This window comes from bacterium (genome assembly GCA_016699125.1).
GTDB lineage: Bacteria > Babelota > Babeliae > Babelales > Vermiphilaceae > AWTP1-30.
In genome coordinates this window covers 352742-369665 of record CP064961.1, presented here as the reverse complement: position 1 = coordinate 369665, position 16924 = coordinate 352742, and the positions used below count along the sequence as shown (strand labels likewise).

At 36.4% G+C, this 16924-nt stretch carries 9 protein-coding genes and 2 tRNA genes; 3 read left to right on the top strand and 8 right to left on the bottom strand.

The features are described 5' to 3' along the window. Window positions 1-12 precede the first annotated feature (12 nt). Window positions 13-543 carry a hypothetical protein gene (locus IPG37_01720; protein QQR54120.1) on the bottom strand — a complete coding sequence of 177 codons (531 nt, stop codon included), beginning with the start codon at window positions 541-543 and terminating at the stop codon, window positions 13-15. A 198-nt stretch (window positions 544-741) separates the two neighbouring features. Between IPG37_01720 and IPG37_01715 the strand changes: the two genes are divergently transcribed. Continuing rightward, window positions 742-1806, top strand: coding sequence for a hypothetical protein (locus IPG37_01715; protein QQR54119.1), 1065 nt, complete (start codon window positions 742-744; stop codon window positions 1804-1806). On the opposite strand, the gene dnaA is transcribed toward IPG37_01715, so the two are convergent. The 7 genes from dnaA to IPG37_01680 all read right to left on the bottom strand — a co-directional run bounded on the left by dnaA (window position 1798) and on the right by IPG37_01680 (window position 11687). Continuing rightward, window positions 1798-3180, bottom strand: a complete 1383-nt coding sequence (gene dnaA / locus IPG37_01710) for a chromosomal replication initiator protein DnaA (GenBank protein ID QQR54118.1) — start codon at window positions 3178-3180, stop codon at window positions 1798-1800. The two genes, IPG37_01715 and dnaA, sit on opposite strands and share 9 nt — an antisense overlap. Before the next feature lie 94 nt (window positions 3181-3274). Next, on the bottom strand, window positions 3275-4438 hold the full coding sequence (locus tag IPG37_01705) for an N-acetylmuramoyl-L-alanine amidase (protein ID QQR54117.1): 1164 nt from the start codon (window positions 4436-4438) through the stop codon (window positions 3275-3277). 179 nt (window positions 4439-4617) lie between these two features. Next, complete coding sequence (locus IPG37_01700; GenBank protein QQR54116.1) at window positions 4618-6801, bottom strand: hypothetical protein; 2184 nt, start codon at window positions 6799-6801, stop codon at window positions 4618-4620. A gap of 90 nt (window positions 6802-6891) precedes the next feature. Next, window positions 6892-8037: a hypothetical protein gene (locus IPG37_01695; protein ID QQR54115.1), complete on the bottom strand. Its 1146-nt coding sequence runs from the start codon at window positions 8035-8037 to the stop codon at window positions 6892-6894. Between the two features lie 87 nt (window positions 8038-8124). Further along, complete coding sequence (locus IPG37_01690; GenBank protein ID QQR54114.1) at window positions 8125-10968, bottom strand: hypothetical protein; 2844 nt, start codon at window positions 10966-10968, stop codon at window positions 8125-8127. A 526-nt stretch (window positions 10969-11494) separates the two neighbouring features. After that, window positions 11495-11571, bottom strand: a tRNA-Arg gene (locus IPG37_01685). Between the two features lie 39 nt (window positions 11572-11610). After that, window positions 11611-11687: transfer RNA gene (locus tag IPG37_01680), tRNA-Arg, on the bottom strand. A 129-nt stretch (window positions 11688-11816) separates the two neighbouring features. Here IPG37_01680 and IPG37_01675 point away from each other — a divergent pair. Further along, window positions 11817-12335 (top strand): hypothetical protein, encoded by a 519-nt coding sequence (locus tag IPG37_01675; protein QQR54113.1) that lies wholly within the window; start codon window positions 11817-11819, stop codon window positions 12333-12335. 98 nt (window positions 12336-12433) lie between these two features. Beyond that, entirely contained in the window at window positions 12434-16744 is a 4311-nt protein-coding gene (locus IPG37_01670) for a hypothetical protein (GenBank protein ID QQR54112.1), read from the top strand. Window positions 16745-16924: the final 180 nt, after the last annotated feature.

Sequence of the window (16924 nt, the reverse complement as noted above, 5' to 3'; positions counted from 1 at the left end):
AAGTAAGAGCGTCTAAAATAATAATGGACATAAGCCCAAAAAATTTAATCCATTTAAAATATCATGTTCCTCAAGGCAACCCTGTGCTTGAGGTTCATAAACAAACACACCTTTATTATCATGTCTTAATGGAATAACAGAACAGGACACATCTTGCATACCTAAATCCTGAGCAAGCTGTTTTACATACCTAAGTTCATCTTGAACGAAACTCTTACTACTCACAGTCCTTAACTCTTTTACCTTATTATTAAAACTTAACTGCTTCATATAATTGGAAAACTGGTCAGGAACTTGCCAAATATCTTCATGGGAAAATTTTTCATTCGTATCGATACCAACTACACCATGTAAACAGTCAAAATCATGATTATCAATAAAGTAAGCTGCTTTTTTTAAGTTGAGACATTCCTCATGGCACAGTTCATGTAAAATAAACTCAATCACATTATAACGATCTTTATATTCATTAATATTACGAGGAATTTTACTTAGTTTTATTAAAAAATTTAACTGACGTGGGTCAATTTCCATCTGTATCATATTCATTCCTTACAAGCAATGTATCATATCAAAACAGTATTTAACTGAAAAACAATTCCTACCGTAACAAAGATGAATAAGAGAACGCAACAGCTAGAAAAACTCTACAAATAAATATTTGTACGCACGACTTTTTAAAGCCTAAAATACGGATATACTAAGCCTATTAATTTTAAAAATGTACACATGTTATACGATATGAAGAGAAAAAAAAAAACAGTTATAATAATAATGTTACTGCTCTTTACCTTACCTATTTTAGAACCACTACAAGCAGCACGCAGTCCATTTAGAATAACAAACAACATTCCGACAATTATAACACGATATGAAAATTCATCAACTAGTTTTGTTCAACAAGATTCACATATTCAATATTATCCATTTTTTCAAACCTATGACAAAGATTTTTTAGATAAACACACACTTCCAGATGAGCTCATAGAATATCGCTTTAAGAAAAATACGTATTTCTCTGGAAAACAGTTGCAAAATGACCTTGCTCAACTAGTTATAGAAATTAAAGCGAAAAAAACAAAATATACTAGCTTTAAAATTATTCAAAATAAAAACTTTAATCGCAAAATGATATGTGGACTCATTATTTTAAAACACAAAAAACTTCCTATCATTGTAAAATTATTCGCAGAAACGCCAAAAACACTTATCTATCCAAGACACAAAGGTATCGACCCTCTCTGCTTTTTTTATATGGCCGGCGGAGTAAATAGACATTTTGCTGGATTTACACGCATTAAAAACAAAGAGTACATTGAGCACTGGGCAACTACTCACGTAGAGTGGAAAAACAGAATTTTACTCCCACGCAAATGGTTTTGGGCACCAGAAATACAACCTTCAATTATAATTGAGGGACACAATTTGCAAGAACATAACAACGCCTGTATCAAAATTCCTTCCCTATACGCAATTATCGCTGACTATCTTCCTTTCAAAACAGCACCCGAATACAGGTCGGTGAAAAAAAATATCATTATGAAACTCTGTAACGATATCAAATTATACATCGATCCACATGAAACAAATTTCTTTCTAATCAAAAATCCGACCAACAGACTTCCCACGGTTGCTATCGTTGATACAGAGCATTTTCCAACAATGGTTGGCATCAATACAGTCCAGCCACCACAATTTAAAAATCACATTGACTGGCTTATGTTTCTTGTAAACAAATGTTTTCATGATATGTATTTGCGAACAAAAAGCATGCGCCAACATGCTCGAAATAAACAGCTATTGTAAAAGCTGTTCTATAGAAGAAACATCTTTTTTCAAAGCAGGATCAGAGGCAATTGCATCAGTAATTTTTTCAATTCCATATTTTATCGTTGCATGATCACGATCACCTAAAAAAGACCCAATATCTCGCAAAGACTTATTTGTCATCTTTTTCATGAGATACATGGCAATATGACGTGCGTGTGAAAGCTCTTTGTTTCTCCCCTTTGAGCACAATAATGCACGGTCATACCCATACGTCGCTTTCATTGCATTTAAAATAGTATCAAAAGATATCACTTCCTTATTTTTACTTTGAAATGCCTGAGACGACAAAACAGATTGAGCCAGCTCAAGCGTAACCGGTTTTTGTACAAAATGTGCACACGCAATAACCCGTATCAATGCACCTTCAAGTTCACGCACATTGGAGACTACGCATGATGCGATAAACTCTGCCACCTCATCCGTTAAAACAATCTTATGATGATTGTCTGCTTTACTTTTCAGTATCGCCACCTTTGTTTCCAGATTAGGTATATACATATCGGTCACCAGGCCCCATGCCATCCGCGAACGCAGCCGCTCCGTAACACCATGTAGATTTTGTGGATACGTATCGCTCGAAAAAACTATCTGCTTTTGAGCATCATATAAAACATTAAATATATTAAAAAATGCCTCCTGCGTCTGCTCTTTGTTTGCAATACATTGAATATCGTCAATTAATAAAACATCAACCGACTGATACTTATGTTGAAATTTATCTATGTTTTCAAAACGGATAGCATGTATAAACTCTGACACGAACCGGTCTGCCGACTGATAAAGTACCGATTGATTTGACCTATTTTTTCTTACTTCATTACCAATCGCATGCAACAGATGTGTTTTGCCTACCCCTGAACTTCCATAAATAAAGAGTGGGTTATACACTCGATCCACATTCTGAGCCACTGCATATGCTGCCGCATACGATAATGAGTTATTAGCACCCACAACAAAATTATCAAAAATATATTCAGATTTTAACACTGATAATGTACGCTTTTTTTCAATACGCTGCACCGGTGCTGTATCAAGTTTAACTGCAGGAATTATCGCCTTTGGTGGTTGATCAGATACACCTTTTGCAATCTGTTCATGCGGAAGGGATATGACAAGTTTAACCGTCGGAACATGTAACATACGTGCTAAATGCAGTTCAATTAAGCTCATATATTTATTTTGAACCCAATCTCTGACAAACGCATTTGGCGCTTGCAGATACGCTGTTTTACTTGCAACATCCCATACAGATAATGTCAAAGCCTTAATCCATGTTTCTACCACACGGCTACCAACTTCTTGTGACGCAAGCAACAAAAACTGCTGCCAAATATATTCCACATTCAACATAACAGAAGCACTTTTTTTATATAATTTAGTTTTTTTTATAGCATGACACGATCAGGTTTATAGTACCATTTTTTACAAAATCACACAAACAAGCTCAAACAGATTGTAAACCATGATTGAAATACGCAAAGACACCATCTGCAATACCTTTTGCAACCATGTTACAAAAGACCAGTGATGAAAGCAATAAACTTTCACGATGATTTGAAAGAAATCCCACTTCAACAAGCACAGCAGGCTGCGCCGCTCCAATAAGTACCTGAAAGGGTGCAGTTTTGACTCCCCTATCAACCACAGTATGACGCATATCCTGAAAGGTATTAATCGCAGAACAAAGGTTTAGCTGTATAAACGATGCAAGACCTCGTGAATGCTCCATCTTTTTAGATAAATAGGAATTGAGCAGTGCCCCTCTGTCACCAGTCATAGATTTTGCTTCTGCATAGGGATAAAAGAACGTTTCAATACCTTCGGCCTGCGGATTATGGGCAGCATTTGCATGAATCGAAACAAATAAATCTGCACCAACAGTGTTTGCCAAGGCCGTACGATCAATCAATGGCACTGTATTATCTAAAGAACGTGTTAATACTGTATCATATCCCCGCGAAGCAAGGATATTGCTGACTTTTTTACTAATCTGCAAAACAATCTTTTTTTCTTCAACACCATGTACACTTAATGCTCCACTGTCACTCCCACCATGGCCTGGGTCAATGACAACACAAGGTTTTTTTTTTAGAAAACTTGTTTTAATAACCGGTTCTTTGTGAACCTGCTGTGCAATCTCTTTTTGAAGCCTTGCATTCGTAAAACGAAATACATAACCAGGCAATACCGCCGAAGAAACAACGGTTTCATAACCAAACGTAACCAGTTCAGGATTATATGACACTGTTAACTGCACTCCCTGCAACGGTTTTTCAACCTTGTCAAAACGAAACAGATACGCATTGTCTATGCCCTGCTGTGTTTTTCCAAGCATTTTTTTAACTGATTCATCAACCACAGATAACTGTGGCAAAAGATAACGATGCTCTACCGTTCCAGATGCACTCTCCTTTTTTTCAAGCAACACCGGAAACACTTGGTTTGAAAAAAGCACCACAAGACTACCAAGCTCAAGGTTCACTGAGCTGATTGGTAATCCTTGATGAAAATGTATCGATTTTAAAACAGTCGCAGAACTCTGAACCTGAATAAGAAACAGTAGAAATAGCACTGCAATTAATTTAAATATAGAATTATTTTTATTCATTGTATTCTTTAAAAATTTCTATTGTTAAATTAATTACAGCACAAAACTATATTTTTTTGCAACAAACAGATAAAAAACAGAAAAAAACAGAAGAGCTACTTAACAAAAAAGGGTAGGAATGCTTTCGCATTCGCTACCCCCTTGTAAATAAAAATGGACTTTTTACGTTTTATTCATATTTAAAAAATTGTCTCCAACTGAATGTCAGTACCTTTTCCACACGTTGGCGTTATTACACGCAATGCGTTCAACGCTGCACCACCAAAGCCTCCAACCTGTGTTGCTCCCATTTTCCACGCAAGGTCATGAGTTTTCCATGCAGCAATCACTTGAGCCTTCAAGCTCGGTATAATAAGTTTAAGGTAGTTTGTTGCAGTGGTTTCAACGATCTGACGAGCTTGGTCGGTTAAATTGGATGTATTCAATCCGTTTTTAAACTCCTGTTCAAGCGTTTGCAGCTCCTGTTGCAAGGTTTCAAACTTACCGTTTCTGATATACTGGTCAACAATCACACGCACATGCTGTGATAAGGTTCTTTTTGTTCCTTTATGTCCAAAAGCACCAGCCTTATCAACGCTACCACGTAGCTCGCTACGCATATCATTGTACAGCTTATAAGCTTCGTCACCGGCAGTAACAATTGCGGATGCATTATTGAAGTTGCTTTCAGTATCTAATGATAATCTCTGTACCAATAAAGGAAGCATATGTTCACGTTTTTTTCGCAACTCATTCAGCACAAGATCTGACGCTTCCAATTTTAACGTTGTAATTATTGAAGCTTCTGCAAACTGTTTATATTTTTCAAGCAATACATCTTTTCCCTGTACAAGATCAAGCTCATTTTGAAGTACATTTTGCAAGGACGTTGGACTTGTCAAAGCAAAAGTTCTTAACGCCTGGCTTAACTGTTCATAATAGACAACAGAGACATACAGCTTCGTAAGCTCTTTATAACGTTTTGAAATGGCTGTTGCATTTCTTCCTTCTACTACACGCATCGTTTCATCTATCAAAGCTTGAGCTTTTAACTGATACTGATCAAATGGCAAATTTAGTCGAACAAGATCCGCAACATGTACGTCAAACTGTTTATTTGAAGCATTAAACGTTACCACGACGGCCATCGGCACAAAGCCAGCCAATGCAGTTTTTAAGTTGGTAATAATCGGCGTTACCCCTTGCATTAAAGCGCGAACTTCTGTTGCTACTTCCACAGGATTGGTAAAATCTTTTTTACCTGGGCGTGCTTTTAATCGTTCTTCAACGAGCGCTTTTGACAAAGCTTGAGCCGCAATCACTGATCTGTTATTTAACAGTTCTAAATTACACTGTGCAAGACAGTCATCAGATTTCAGATACTTCACAACAGAATGCTGTTCAAACAGCTGTTCATTCGTTTTGAACTGATTTTCCTGCTTAAGATACGCACAATAATCGGTACATATCTGACTCCATTCAGCAACAGTCACGGTTCTGAACTCATTAATTTTCGACTTCATATCATTAATTTCAAGGTACATATCCAATGCTTTTATCAAGCATACTGCAACGCATGCATCAACTTCAAATTTTGCAAACTCTTTTTGTAGGATGGCTTTTTTATCAGGACTTGTCTTTTCAAGGACCTCATTATAGATATTTTGAATTTTTTCAAGTGCATTTTCAATCGTTATATCACCCTTGATGAGCTCCTGTTTGATAACAGCTCCACCATTGTGCAATAAACTGTTTTTTGCAAACTCATTTTCAAAGAGCGTTTCAACGTACTTTGTTTTAAAAGGTTTTGCGGTGACAGCAGTTTTTACTGGTGCAGTTACAAAACAGTCGGTATTTTTTGTGATTGCATTATACAGTTTTGCATAAGGCGTTTTTAAGATCTTTTCTGCCTTTTCTTTGTGAGTATTTATTTCAGTTTCGGCCTGTTTAATCAGAGCATCAAGTGCGGCTGAATCAGCAGCCGGCACATACACTGCAGGCTTTGAAAACAGAGTTAATGGAGTTGCAATAGTAACAGCTTTATTCTCAATGAGTTGTAACAACGCTACGCCAGCTTTTGTTTTATCGTCTACATTTTTAAAAACTGGCAAAAAATCCTCATGGTTCACATGATTAAGCAGATTCTTTGTGTCTTCTTTTAATAGATTCAGCTGTGCAGCAAGCTCTGCAACCGGTTTTTCCAACTCATACAGACGCATGACATTGGTACCATCGATATAGTAATTTTTCTGTGTGCGTACATAATCGGTAACTGAATCTTTTCCAGCTTTTAACAGATTAGAAACAAGGCCCATTCCATACACATCTTTTTGCAATAGGCATCCAAGGCCCATGATTGCATATAATTTTGCTATAGTTTTCATCGTAAAACTCCATTTTATTGTACAGATGCTACAACACCTCCGAATCGCAGCATCTATACTTATCTATTTACATTCTTTCAAATATCATTATTATGCTGCTTCTTGCTGAACAACCTCAGATTGATTGTTTTTGGTAATCAGATGCATTTTCACATACATTTCCAAGACCGAAGCATATCCAACTGGCATGGTAATACCTGACTCATGGATTGCCTTATTTACCTGCATTGCAATCTGATGTGCGTATACACTATGATCACGTTTTTCAATCTGAGCATCTTTTTCAATTGCTTCAAGCTTGTCAAACAACTTGGCAATGTCTTCTGCAGTTACACGTTTTCGTTCATGTGCAACTGGTACAGCTAGCTGAGCAGCTTTATCAGCATTCATTGCTTTTTGAGCTTCATGCACTAAGCTGTTAAAACCGTTACGTACCGCATTGGCACCATCGACCACAAGATCTTTTGCCATAGTTCCCTGTGACAAAGTAGCTGTAATACGTGCTTTTAATTTTTGACAATCAGGGTTGATAACATAAATATCATTTAAAGAAAGACCACACCAATTTTGCCAACTTGCGTTTATATCATTAATTTTTTCAACGCCATATGAACTCAAAAATGCATTGTGTGCTCTGTTTTTTATTTTTCCATGGACATTCTTTTTATAAAGGTAATACAATCCTGCAGCTGCAGCCGTTGTTGCTAGTCCTGCTCCCCAACCAGAATACTTGTCCATCAGCTTCACTGTCTGGTCATTATCATAACCTTTATACTGTGCGTAATACCGTGCCGCTTTTTCATTAAAAAATCTAGCCGGCGCAAGTTTAAACGTATCCTTTACCAAACTTAATGATAACCAACCATTCGAACTAAAAAATGCTTGCTTTTGTTTAAAGCTGCCATCAGCATTGTAATTGTCAGCATATTTTGCATTTTTGGCACGTAAATCATGGTTTCCGGCATAGAGCTTCATCGCATTATAAGCAGCTGATGGTTTATACGTCCAATCCCAAACTGTTGTAAATGGCCATGAAATCCAAGAACCTGCCCATGTTGCATAATCTGCAGTAGTAGCTCCAGCCGATTTTACATAACCCGCACCAGTACCTGCAGCACTTGCAAGGCGAGCGCTTGCACGCTTGACTATTCCTGGTGTATTCTCATCATTAATACCATGTACAGACGCTCCTGCAACTGACAAAAGCATACACATTATCTTTAACGTATTTTTCATAATCATAACCTTCCATTTTTAGTTACTTTTTAACCTTTTTTGTAGTGGTGACTTTTTGAAAATCACCACTATCATCTACTTTCAGTTTTATTTAGAATCCATATATTTTTTTGCCACGCTTTGAGCATACGACCCAAATTTAATCGCATTTTTCAATACAACACCAGCTGCTTTATGTCTCAACTCTTTTGATGCTTTTAACTCAGCAGCTTTTACCAATCCAGCAGCTGCACCTTTGTACCATGAAGCAATCACTTCAACTTTGAGCCAGTTTTTTTGATACGCAATCACTTCATCAATTACCTTGATTAACGCATCAGACTGTTCTTGAACAATCGCCATCTTGTCAACCGCGTCTTTGGCTACTTTTGCAAGCTCATCCAACGAGTTGCATAACTGCTTTGCATGGGTCTTCGATCTGATAGATTGTATCTTTCCAACCGCATCATCAAATTGTGTCTTAAAGTTTTGGGTTTTTCCATTAATATTGTCGACTACTGCTAACAGATTAAAATAACTTTCCAAATCCTGACGGCTACTTTCCTGTTGTTCTTCAGCCCATTCAATAAGTGTGCTTGCACTATTGTCAAAGTGTGGTAGAAGCTTGAGTAATGCTTTTTTACGTCTAAACTTCAACATGCCAAGATCAACGTCTTTCAATCGTTCATCAACAGCCTGCAGAGTTGACAGTCCCGCCAATCCTTTTACAATCGCTTCGTTTTTGGAAAGGATGTCAGCAAACCGTGCATTATTAGTATTTAATCTATCATATGCTTTGAACTTTAGATAAAACGGAACGAATTTGATTCTCGCTTCTTCAAAAGCTGCATACTGTCCATCAGTAAGATCTTCAATTTCATTCGTTTGACACACTATGCGATTCAGATCCGAAATATATTCTGCTTCTGAATTGCATGTAGTAGCCACATAACGTGGGTCAAGGTTAGTTCCAACAAAATCTGTAATAGTTGAGTCAATATGTTCAACTATCTTATTAAACTTAGTTTTAACAGTTTCCAACCTATTCTTAAAGTTTAAAACAGTAGCTTTAATATCATTAACTGTACGTTTTCCTTTTTCAAGGTTGTCATGAATTGACATAACCGCTTCAGCATATCGACCACCTCTGATGTCAATAACATCAACTTCAATCGGACTAACAGCTAAACTGACATTGTATGCTTTATATACCGTTGAAAACTGATCATTAAATTGAATTGCCTTAGTAAAATCACTACTAAGACCTGCCATTCTTTGCAGTACATTTTTTGCAACTAATGAATCTTTATACATATCCATTGCTTTTGTCATACAGTCTGCATACATCATATAGTGCTCGTTAAACTTTTGAATTTCAGCATCTCTTTTTTGTTCAGCAGCTTCACGTTCAGAAACAACCTTTGAAGCAGTTGCAACTGCATAGTTGTTGATAACTTTTTGTTTATGTTCAGCAATCCATTTATCAACAACTATCTTAACATGCTGTTGATACTGTTTTGTTGTCAGTTCAATGGTTTGTATATCTGTTTGACCAACCAATGCTTTATCAAGCGTTTTACCATCTAATTCAGCAAACGATTTTTCAATTGCATGAACAGTCAGACGGAGAATTTCATCATGTTTTGCTTCTGATTGAGTTATCAACTGAGTAACTCTGTTTTGATCAAGATTATTTTCTTTAACATCCAATTTTTGAATAGTTTCAATCATAGTACGCACCTGTTTTACATCAGAATCAGCTTCATTCAAACTCATTAATGCAATACCCAGATCTGAATGTTCAATAGCTTGACGTATCTGTTCAGCCTGCATAGTTGGTTGAACCAGACCGGTCTCAAGTGCAACCTGTATGGTATCAAATCCATGACGAACACTATTGAATTTATCCTTTACTGTACCTGAAATCGCGTTAACGAGTGACGCAGTTACTCGCGCAGGAGGTGTAGCTTTTGCGACCTCATAAGAAGTAACAACGCCATTTTTTCCGACATTGACTACAGAACTAACTCTACGCATCCCAGCGGCAATACCAGTTTTGCTCGCTGCAGCAACTGTGTTACCAATCGCACTAAAAACGCTTGGAGTTGCTTCATACGTTTTGTTGATAAGAATATTTAAATGCCCACTCCAGTCAGTGCCCAGGCCATAGTCTGCTTTCAACTGATTTAACTGCGCTTGTAACGTAGAACGTTCTGCTTCATAATCAGGCTTTTTGGCAACTATTAGTTCAAATTCTTTTATTTTTGCATTCAATTGAGCTAGAGTTGTAATGCCATATTTGCTAAGAAATTTATGTTTATAATTAGGACCACCTGGTGAACGAACTGATTCAGCTTTCATAACTTTAAGTTCTTTAGCCGGCTCACTGATAGCATCGATACGCTTTTTTAAAATTTGCATCTTCTTACTAATCACATTACCGTTACTCAAAGCTTGATAAAACTCACCAATCAGATTTTTCATCGCCAAATAACCATTACTTTTAGTAGCCGCTATTCGTGCAAGCTGTACGTTAAATGTAGGTGTTGTACCAGTTATTCCACCTGGTGCCATTGGTACTATTGGTGCTATTGGTACTATTGGTACTATTGGTGCTATTGGTACTATTGGTGCTACTGGTACTATTGGTGCTACTGGTGCTACTGGTGCTGGTACTGCTACCTTTTTTAAACCTTTAAGGCCAGCTCCGATAGCCGCATTAAACGCTGCTGCTCCTCCTGCTCCTGCCACCATAGCTGGTGCTTTTGCTGGTAATGGTGGTGCTGGTGGTGCTGGTGGAATAAGTGCTCCTCCACCTACTGGTGCTCCTCCACCTACTGGTGCTCCTCCACCTACTGGTGCTCCTCCATGCATTGAAAACACCAGAGACGTTTTACCCATCGATAAAACTAGTCCAGTTAGGAATAGTAATTGCTTTTTATTGAACTTCATATATAAACCTCCATTTATATTTACATATTCTTATTGTTTCTATCTATAATTAATTTTATTACATATTGAAATAAAGTCAAGAAATATTTTCTATTTGATATTTGAGTTGTTAAAAACAGGAAAAATAGCAACTAATCCATATTTTGAAGCTATTTTTAAAAAGAAACGTCTAAAGATCATCATTGTTAATCCTTTCAACTCATTGAAAGCCATTGAAACGAACAAAATGTAACTTATTTTGTATATTCATCTGCTTATGTATATCTCTCATTATATATTTAATTGCATAATTGTCAATTTTTATACAAAAACTGATTCAGTCGAAGGTTTTGTACATGTATATTCAGAAATTACGTTCCAGTCTTACTTTTGATTAAAATAGGTCAAAAAAGACCCCCATTTGCTCAAAAAACAGATAAATTCGTCGTCTGAGTTGGCAGTCCCTGAGCACAAAAACAACCAAAAGAACAGTGCAAAGACCGTATATTGGTTGCAATAGGCCAAATTCGAACGAGAACAAAGAAGATGGTGCGCCCGGCAGGATTTGAACCTGCGGCCTACAGATTAGGAATCCGTCGCTCTATCCACCTGAGCTACGGGCGCGTTAAAAAACGTATAAAATTGACTCACAGTCAAACGAAATGGTGCGCCCGGCAGGATTTGAACCTGCGGCCTACGGATTCGAAGTCCGTCGCTCTATCCACCTGAGCTACAGGCGCATACACACTAAACTTGTCTTTGATGGTACCAAAAAAAGAAAAAAATACTAGTTTTTTGAATTGACCATTGCAAAAACGTTGGTTAAGCTAGGGCATAGAGTGTAGTATTTTTGCCGGTGAGTGATTCGCATGAACCAAAATAATTTTGGCTTTCCGTTGTTCGATCTGTTGAGTGCGTGTCTGTTATTTGCGCTTATTCTGTATGTTTTGAAGAATAATCAGTCGTTTCTGGAGCTCCATTCGCGATCGCTTGTGCACGAGCTTGACCAGAGCTTTGCCGATCAGCTGTATAGCGCGCAACGCCACATCCGCATTGCACAACAGCTGTTTCAGGCACGAACTGAAACACGACTGCCAGATTGGAAGCAAACGATCGACAAAATCAGCGCACAGCTTGCCGACATTGAGGCAAAATATGGCGGCAACTCACCCGGCGTCATGTTTTTAGGCCCGATCGGCACCACATCGATTATTTTAAAAGAGAAAGAGCTGTCACAAAAACTGCTTGAACAGATTCTGCAAACAAACACCCTTTTGCAGGCACTGGCAGAACAACCCCTGCCACTCGCACCTGCCACCTCGGTGAGCGAAGCGCTGCACCGCAACCAGGTTCTGATCTCACACCTGTTAAAACTCAAAAATAGATAACTACGCATTCACAATAATCAGATTTCAAAAAAGATTACTTTTCTAATTATTGCGTTTTATTTATTCATTTTAGTATTATTTCAATTAAAGAGTGTACAATGAATGAAAAAGGAAGTACGATGCTTTTTAAAAAAGATAGTATATTTATTTTGGCAATAATACTTTGCTGTGTTGGACAAACATGGGGCATGGAAGCTGAAAACAACGAAACTGAGTATTTTTCAGCCGAAGAATACAATGAAGAAGAACGCACTGCTAATTTTAAGATACTGAGAGCAGATAAGGAATACCAAGGCAATATGAACGTATGTCATCAATTGGAAACAAATCCAACCCTTCGAGGCTATAACGTTAATTTGCCTAAAAAATTGGAAGAAGCTTTACAAAATTATATAAACGAATATCAAAACTCAACTGATAAGCTAATACAATCTCAAGTAGAAGAATGGAAACATTACCATGCTATTTTAAACGCAAAGCATCCGTCTGATTCGCAGAAAGCGTTTTCAGAAAAAGGTGAACCTGCAAATCAATCTATTAGCGAAACGTTAGCCTTTCAAAAGCAACAGAAGATTATAGAAGCAATGAAAGAATGGGAGGGTATAATATATAAATATTATAATAAAAATTTTCTATCTTCATGGTTTTTTAATAAATTTAGCACATTTGAAAAGGCCGCAGTAGCTTTTTATGGAACAACGTGGGCATATTTGGAAGAGAATAATAAGCAAACAATTAGGCTACAAACCACACAAGTCCTTAGAGATGCTATAGAAAATTCATTACTTACGAAACAAGAAACAATAGATAAATTTAAAAGCTACCTTGAAACTGCTAAGTATACAAAATTAAAAAAACAATTAGGAGAAAAACTAAAAGTAAAAAACAAAACTACCATAAACAAATCAGCAGCAGAAAATGATCCAGCAGTAAACCTTCCTCCTTTTGAGACTGCAAAAGTCCCAACCGAACCAAACCTTGAAAACTCAGAGCAACTTAATCATCAACTCGCTAACTTGAATCAAGACATTCAAATAAAGCTAAACACAAAACTCAAATCCGGAGCATCTGACAATCTATCAACCGCATTTGAGCAGTTTGAAACTATACTTGAACAAATAAAAACTTTGAAAGCAGAGCTTGCAACAAGTGATGAAGTTGCCAAAGACGAAGACGGTTCAGATCAGGCTCAGTTAAAAAAAGCAAAAAACATGATTGGGAATCGTTTTATTGAAAAAATAAATTCATACAATGAATTAATCAAAAACCTGCAAACGTCACCAGCAAGCACCCCTTTATTTGATACACTTGCTCAAATCATGGATGCAATAGAAACCTTTGAAAAAAATATCAGAAAAGCTGATTTTACAACCGATGGTTTAACAGAACAGTTGACGAGCACAAAACAGAATATTGCTACTTTATTTGCAGAAAAAATAAAAGAATATGATACATTAAGAAAAATGGAAATCGGTACAATAGAAAATATAGCTGAACATGTTGCTAGCTTAACTACACAGATTGAATTAGGAATAATACAATGCAATAACGCTTTGGGAAAAAATAGATACAACTTGTTTGGCAAAACTCAAGAAATAAAGACTGCGATTGAATATGTAGAAAGAATTGAGCAGTATTTTAAAAATTTAAAAGAACAACTTCAACGGTTGCAAAAAAATAATCAAAAAGACAACGCTTTGAATATAATATATTTTGCAGTAACCCCATGCCTTGAGCAGCTCAATCTATTTTTTGTTGCCGTCGCTCAAAACATTACCAACAAAAAATTAGTACCTCATCAAGCTGATTATGACATTTATTTTGACCAAGCACGGCCTAACACCTACAAGTTCAGAATCAATGATATTAACAATGAAACTACAGTTATTACCGACAAGGAATTTTTGAATTTTGAGAGTAGCTTGCTATTAATGACAAATGCACAGGCGGCTGTAGAAAAACTAAAAACCGACGAATTTGCCAGCGAAGCAACTCAAAAAAACCAAGAACAGATGCTAAAACCAGCTCAAAACGCAACAGCGCTTGCTTGGGAAAAAGCAGGGCTTGCATATGAACAAAAGTACAATGAAATGAGCCAGAACAAAGATATCAAAGATGAAACTGCAAACGTTGATTTCGAAAAAATAAAAAACAGAAAAACAGCACTGAATAATGTAAATATATTCGTCAGAGAATACAACACTGCAATGAATGAGATTGAATCAGCAATAACTACAAAAAATGTACCTCAAAACAATGTTACTGTGGCAGCGGTCCGAAAAGCAGCGGAAGAAAATTTTAGAAACGCATTAACTATAGTAAACTACATAAATCAGAATAATAAATCGTCCATGAATGACACCAAAAATATAATATTTAATAAAAGCATCAAAGATATTAACCTTGAAAATGACGTAACAAAACAAAACAAAACCACATTTAACAATTTTATTGCAGATCAGAAAAAGAAAATTACAAATATATCAACTACAAACTTTCCAACCAACCAAACTGATATTAAAAATCAACCAACGCGCAATTTAACACCGAACACAGTCACTAGGACACAGATAAACACAGTCAATAGGGCACCGAAAGAACAGCACGGAGTTAATAAAAAAATACCAAAAAAAATTTCGGAGAAAAATCTTAAATTAATAGCCAACGTAAGAAAGGCATTGCAGGAGTATACGTCTGCCCATACACAAATAAATCAATCTGTCGAAATGGATTATCAAACTTTGCAAAAGCAGAATAATCTGACAGAAGAAGTTCTTGAAAAATTGAACAAAATAAAGGATCAAAAAACATTGGTAAGAGGATTTCATAAGCTTGTAATGGAAGAATATATTAAAATGATTAACAAATTCCTTCAGAATGACAAATTAGCACTTTATATCACCAATCCTACCATTGAAAAAATCCTGCAAAACGCCATCAATGATTTTACTTACGCAATAACCATTTTAAACCCAAAAAGCACCGATACAGAAATAAAAGAGGCACGAACAAAGATATTCGATGGAAAAATAGCTACTCTGGTTGCTTCTGATCAGCTCCATAAGCCGCTACCATTAATAAATATAAAAATACTCACTACAACAGAATTCGGGTCTTTGCCAGCGTATTTTCCGTCCATTCAACAGCAATTTGAACTAGCAATAAAGGAAATACAAAAAAAGCATGAAGAAGAAAAAGAAAAAGAAGAAAAAGAAGAAGAAGAAAAAGAAGAAGAAGAAGAAGCAGCAGCAGCAGCAGAGAAGTGGCCAGTCAAAGTACCTTTTACTGAAAAAGATAATGTCCAAAAAGACACTAAACTAACCCCATTGTTAAACTTTGCAGAAAACAGACGCAATGAGTATCAAAACACCTTGACAAACATTTCTGCAAACATTAATGATTCAAAGAACAAATTTAGTAACACAGTCAAAACGGATTTTAACAATTTCGCCAACCTAATGTCCACCTATCAAAACATAGTGAATCCAATATTACAAAATCCATCGACACAAACGTACATAAACAATCCGACAATAGCAGCTATTTTAAGCAGTACAAAAAATAATTTTGAGCATGCCAAGGAGATTTTGATAGGAATAGCAACGCCAGCAGAAAAACCAAAAAAACCTGGGGAACAAGATAAAGTTGAGGACCCGACGGAAGAGCAGAATAGGGCACAAAGAAATAACATGATGTTGGCCAAAAGTCAGATTTTTAACAAAAAAATGGAAAAAATTCCATTTAAAGAGTTACATGCTAACAATAAACAAAAGACGTATACAGATTTGATGGCAGAAATCAATGGAATTAAAACTAAATTTGACGAAGCACTTGCAGAGGAATCTGTACAAGCAAAAGTAGCTGCTAAAAAAGGAAAAGTTAATCAAACAACAACAAGTGAGGGGCAAAATACTAATAACGACCAAAATAATACATCTATAGGTGCAAGAAGAGACTTTTTTGAAAGAAATGGTGATCCAGTTAGTCTAACCAGTTCAACAAAAACAAATAATATATTTAACTTAAAAACAGAAACAGCGGCATTTAAAGAAAATAAAACCATCACAAATAAGGATTTGAACAATCTACTGACTACTTCTTTAGAGCAAATTGGTAGTGCAAAGAACAAGCAAAATTTGCAGGAAGTGGTAACTATAGCTAAATTAGCAATAAATAACAATGACACGTTTTCACAAAACGAAGCATCCGCCGCTTTAAATCTGATAGATTCTTGGAAACAGAAAAAAATGACAGATTTAGAGAAGCAAGCGGCAGCTAGGCAAGCAAAGGCAGAAAAACAATCATTGAATGCATCCAGAGCCTATATGAATACACTTAATTCTTGGGGCTCATGGGCTTGGAGCTGGATCGCTGTTTGGAATTGGAACTGGTGGGGCAGCACAGAATAAGATGAAAATACGTAAAGGATGACTACCATTGAAAACTGTAGCCATCCTTTTTTAAAAACCGCCAATCATTCAAAATACAAAGAAAACACCCACTATTTTTAGATAATTAAGTTCATTAAAATCGACTCAAAAATTTACCCAAAGTTCTATTTCAATTGAACGCCGCCCCGGCTTGAAAGC

Coding starts and splice junctions, on each gene's coding strand:
- IPG37_01720 (QQR54120.1), bottom strand. CDS start 543: ATGATACAGATGGAAATTGACCCACGTCAGTTAAATTTTTTAATAAAA.
- IPG37_01715 (QQR54119.1), top strand. CDS start 742: ATGAAGAGAAAAAAAAAAACAGTTATAATAATAATGTTACTGCTCTTT.
- dnaA (QQR54118.1), bottom strand. CDS start 3,180: ATGTTGAATGTGGAATATATTTGGCAGCAGTTTTTGTTGCTTGCGTCA.
- IPG37_01705 (QQR54117.1), bottom strand. CDS start 4,438: ATGAATAAAAATAATTCTATATTTAAATTAATTGCAGTGCTATTTCTA.
- IPG37_01700 (QQR54116.1), bottom strand. CDS start 6,801: ATGAAAACTATAGCAAAATTATATGCAATCATGGGCCTTGGATGCCTA.
- IPG37_01695 (QQR54115.1), bottom strand. CDS start 8,037: ATGAAAAATACGTTAAAGATAATGTGTATGCTTTTGTCAGTTGCAGGA.
- IPG37_01690 (QQR54114.1), bottom strand. CDS start 10,968: ATGAAGTTCAATAAAAAGCAATTACTATTCCTAACTGGACTAGTTTTA.
- IPG37_01675 (QQR54113.1), top strand. CDS start 11,817: ATGAACCAAAATAATTTTGGCTTTCCGTTGTTCGATCTGTTGAGTGCG.
- IPG37_01670 (QQR54112.1), top strand. CDS start 12,434: ATGAATGAAAAAGGAAGTACGATGCTTTTTAAAAAAGATAGTATATTT.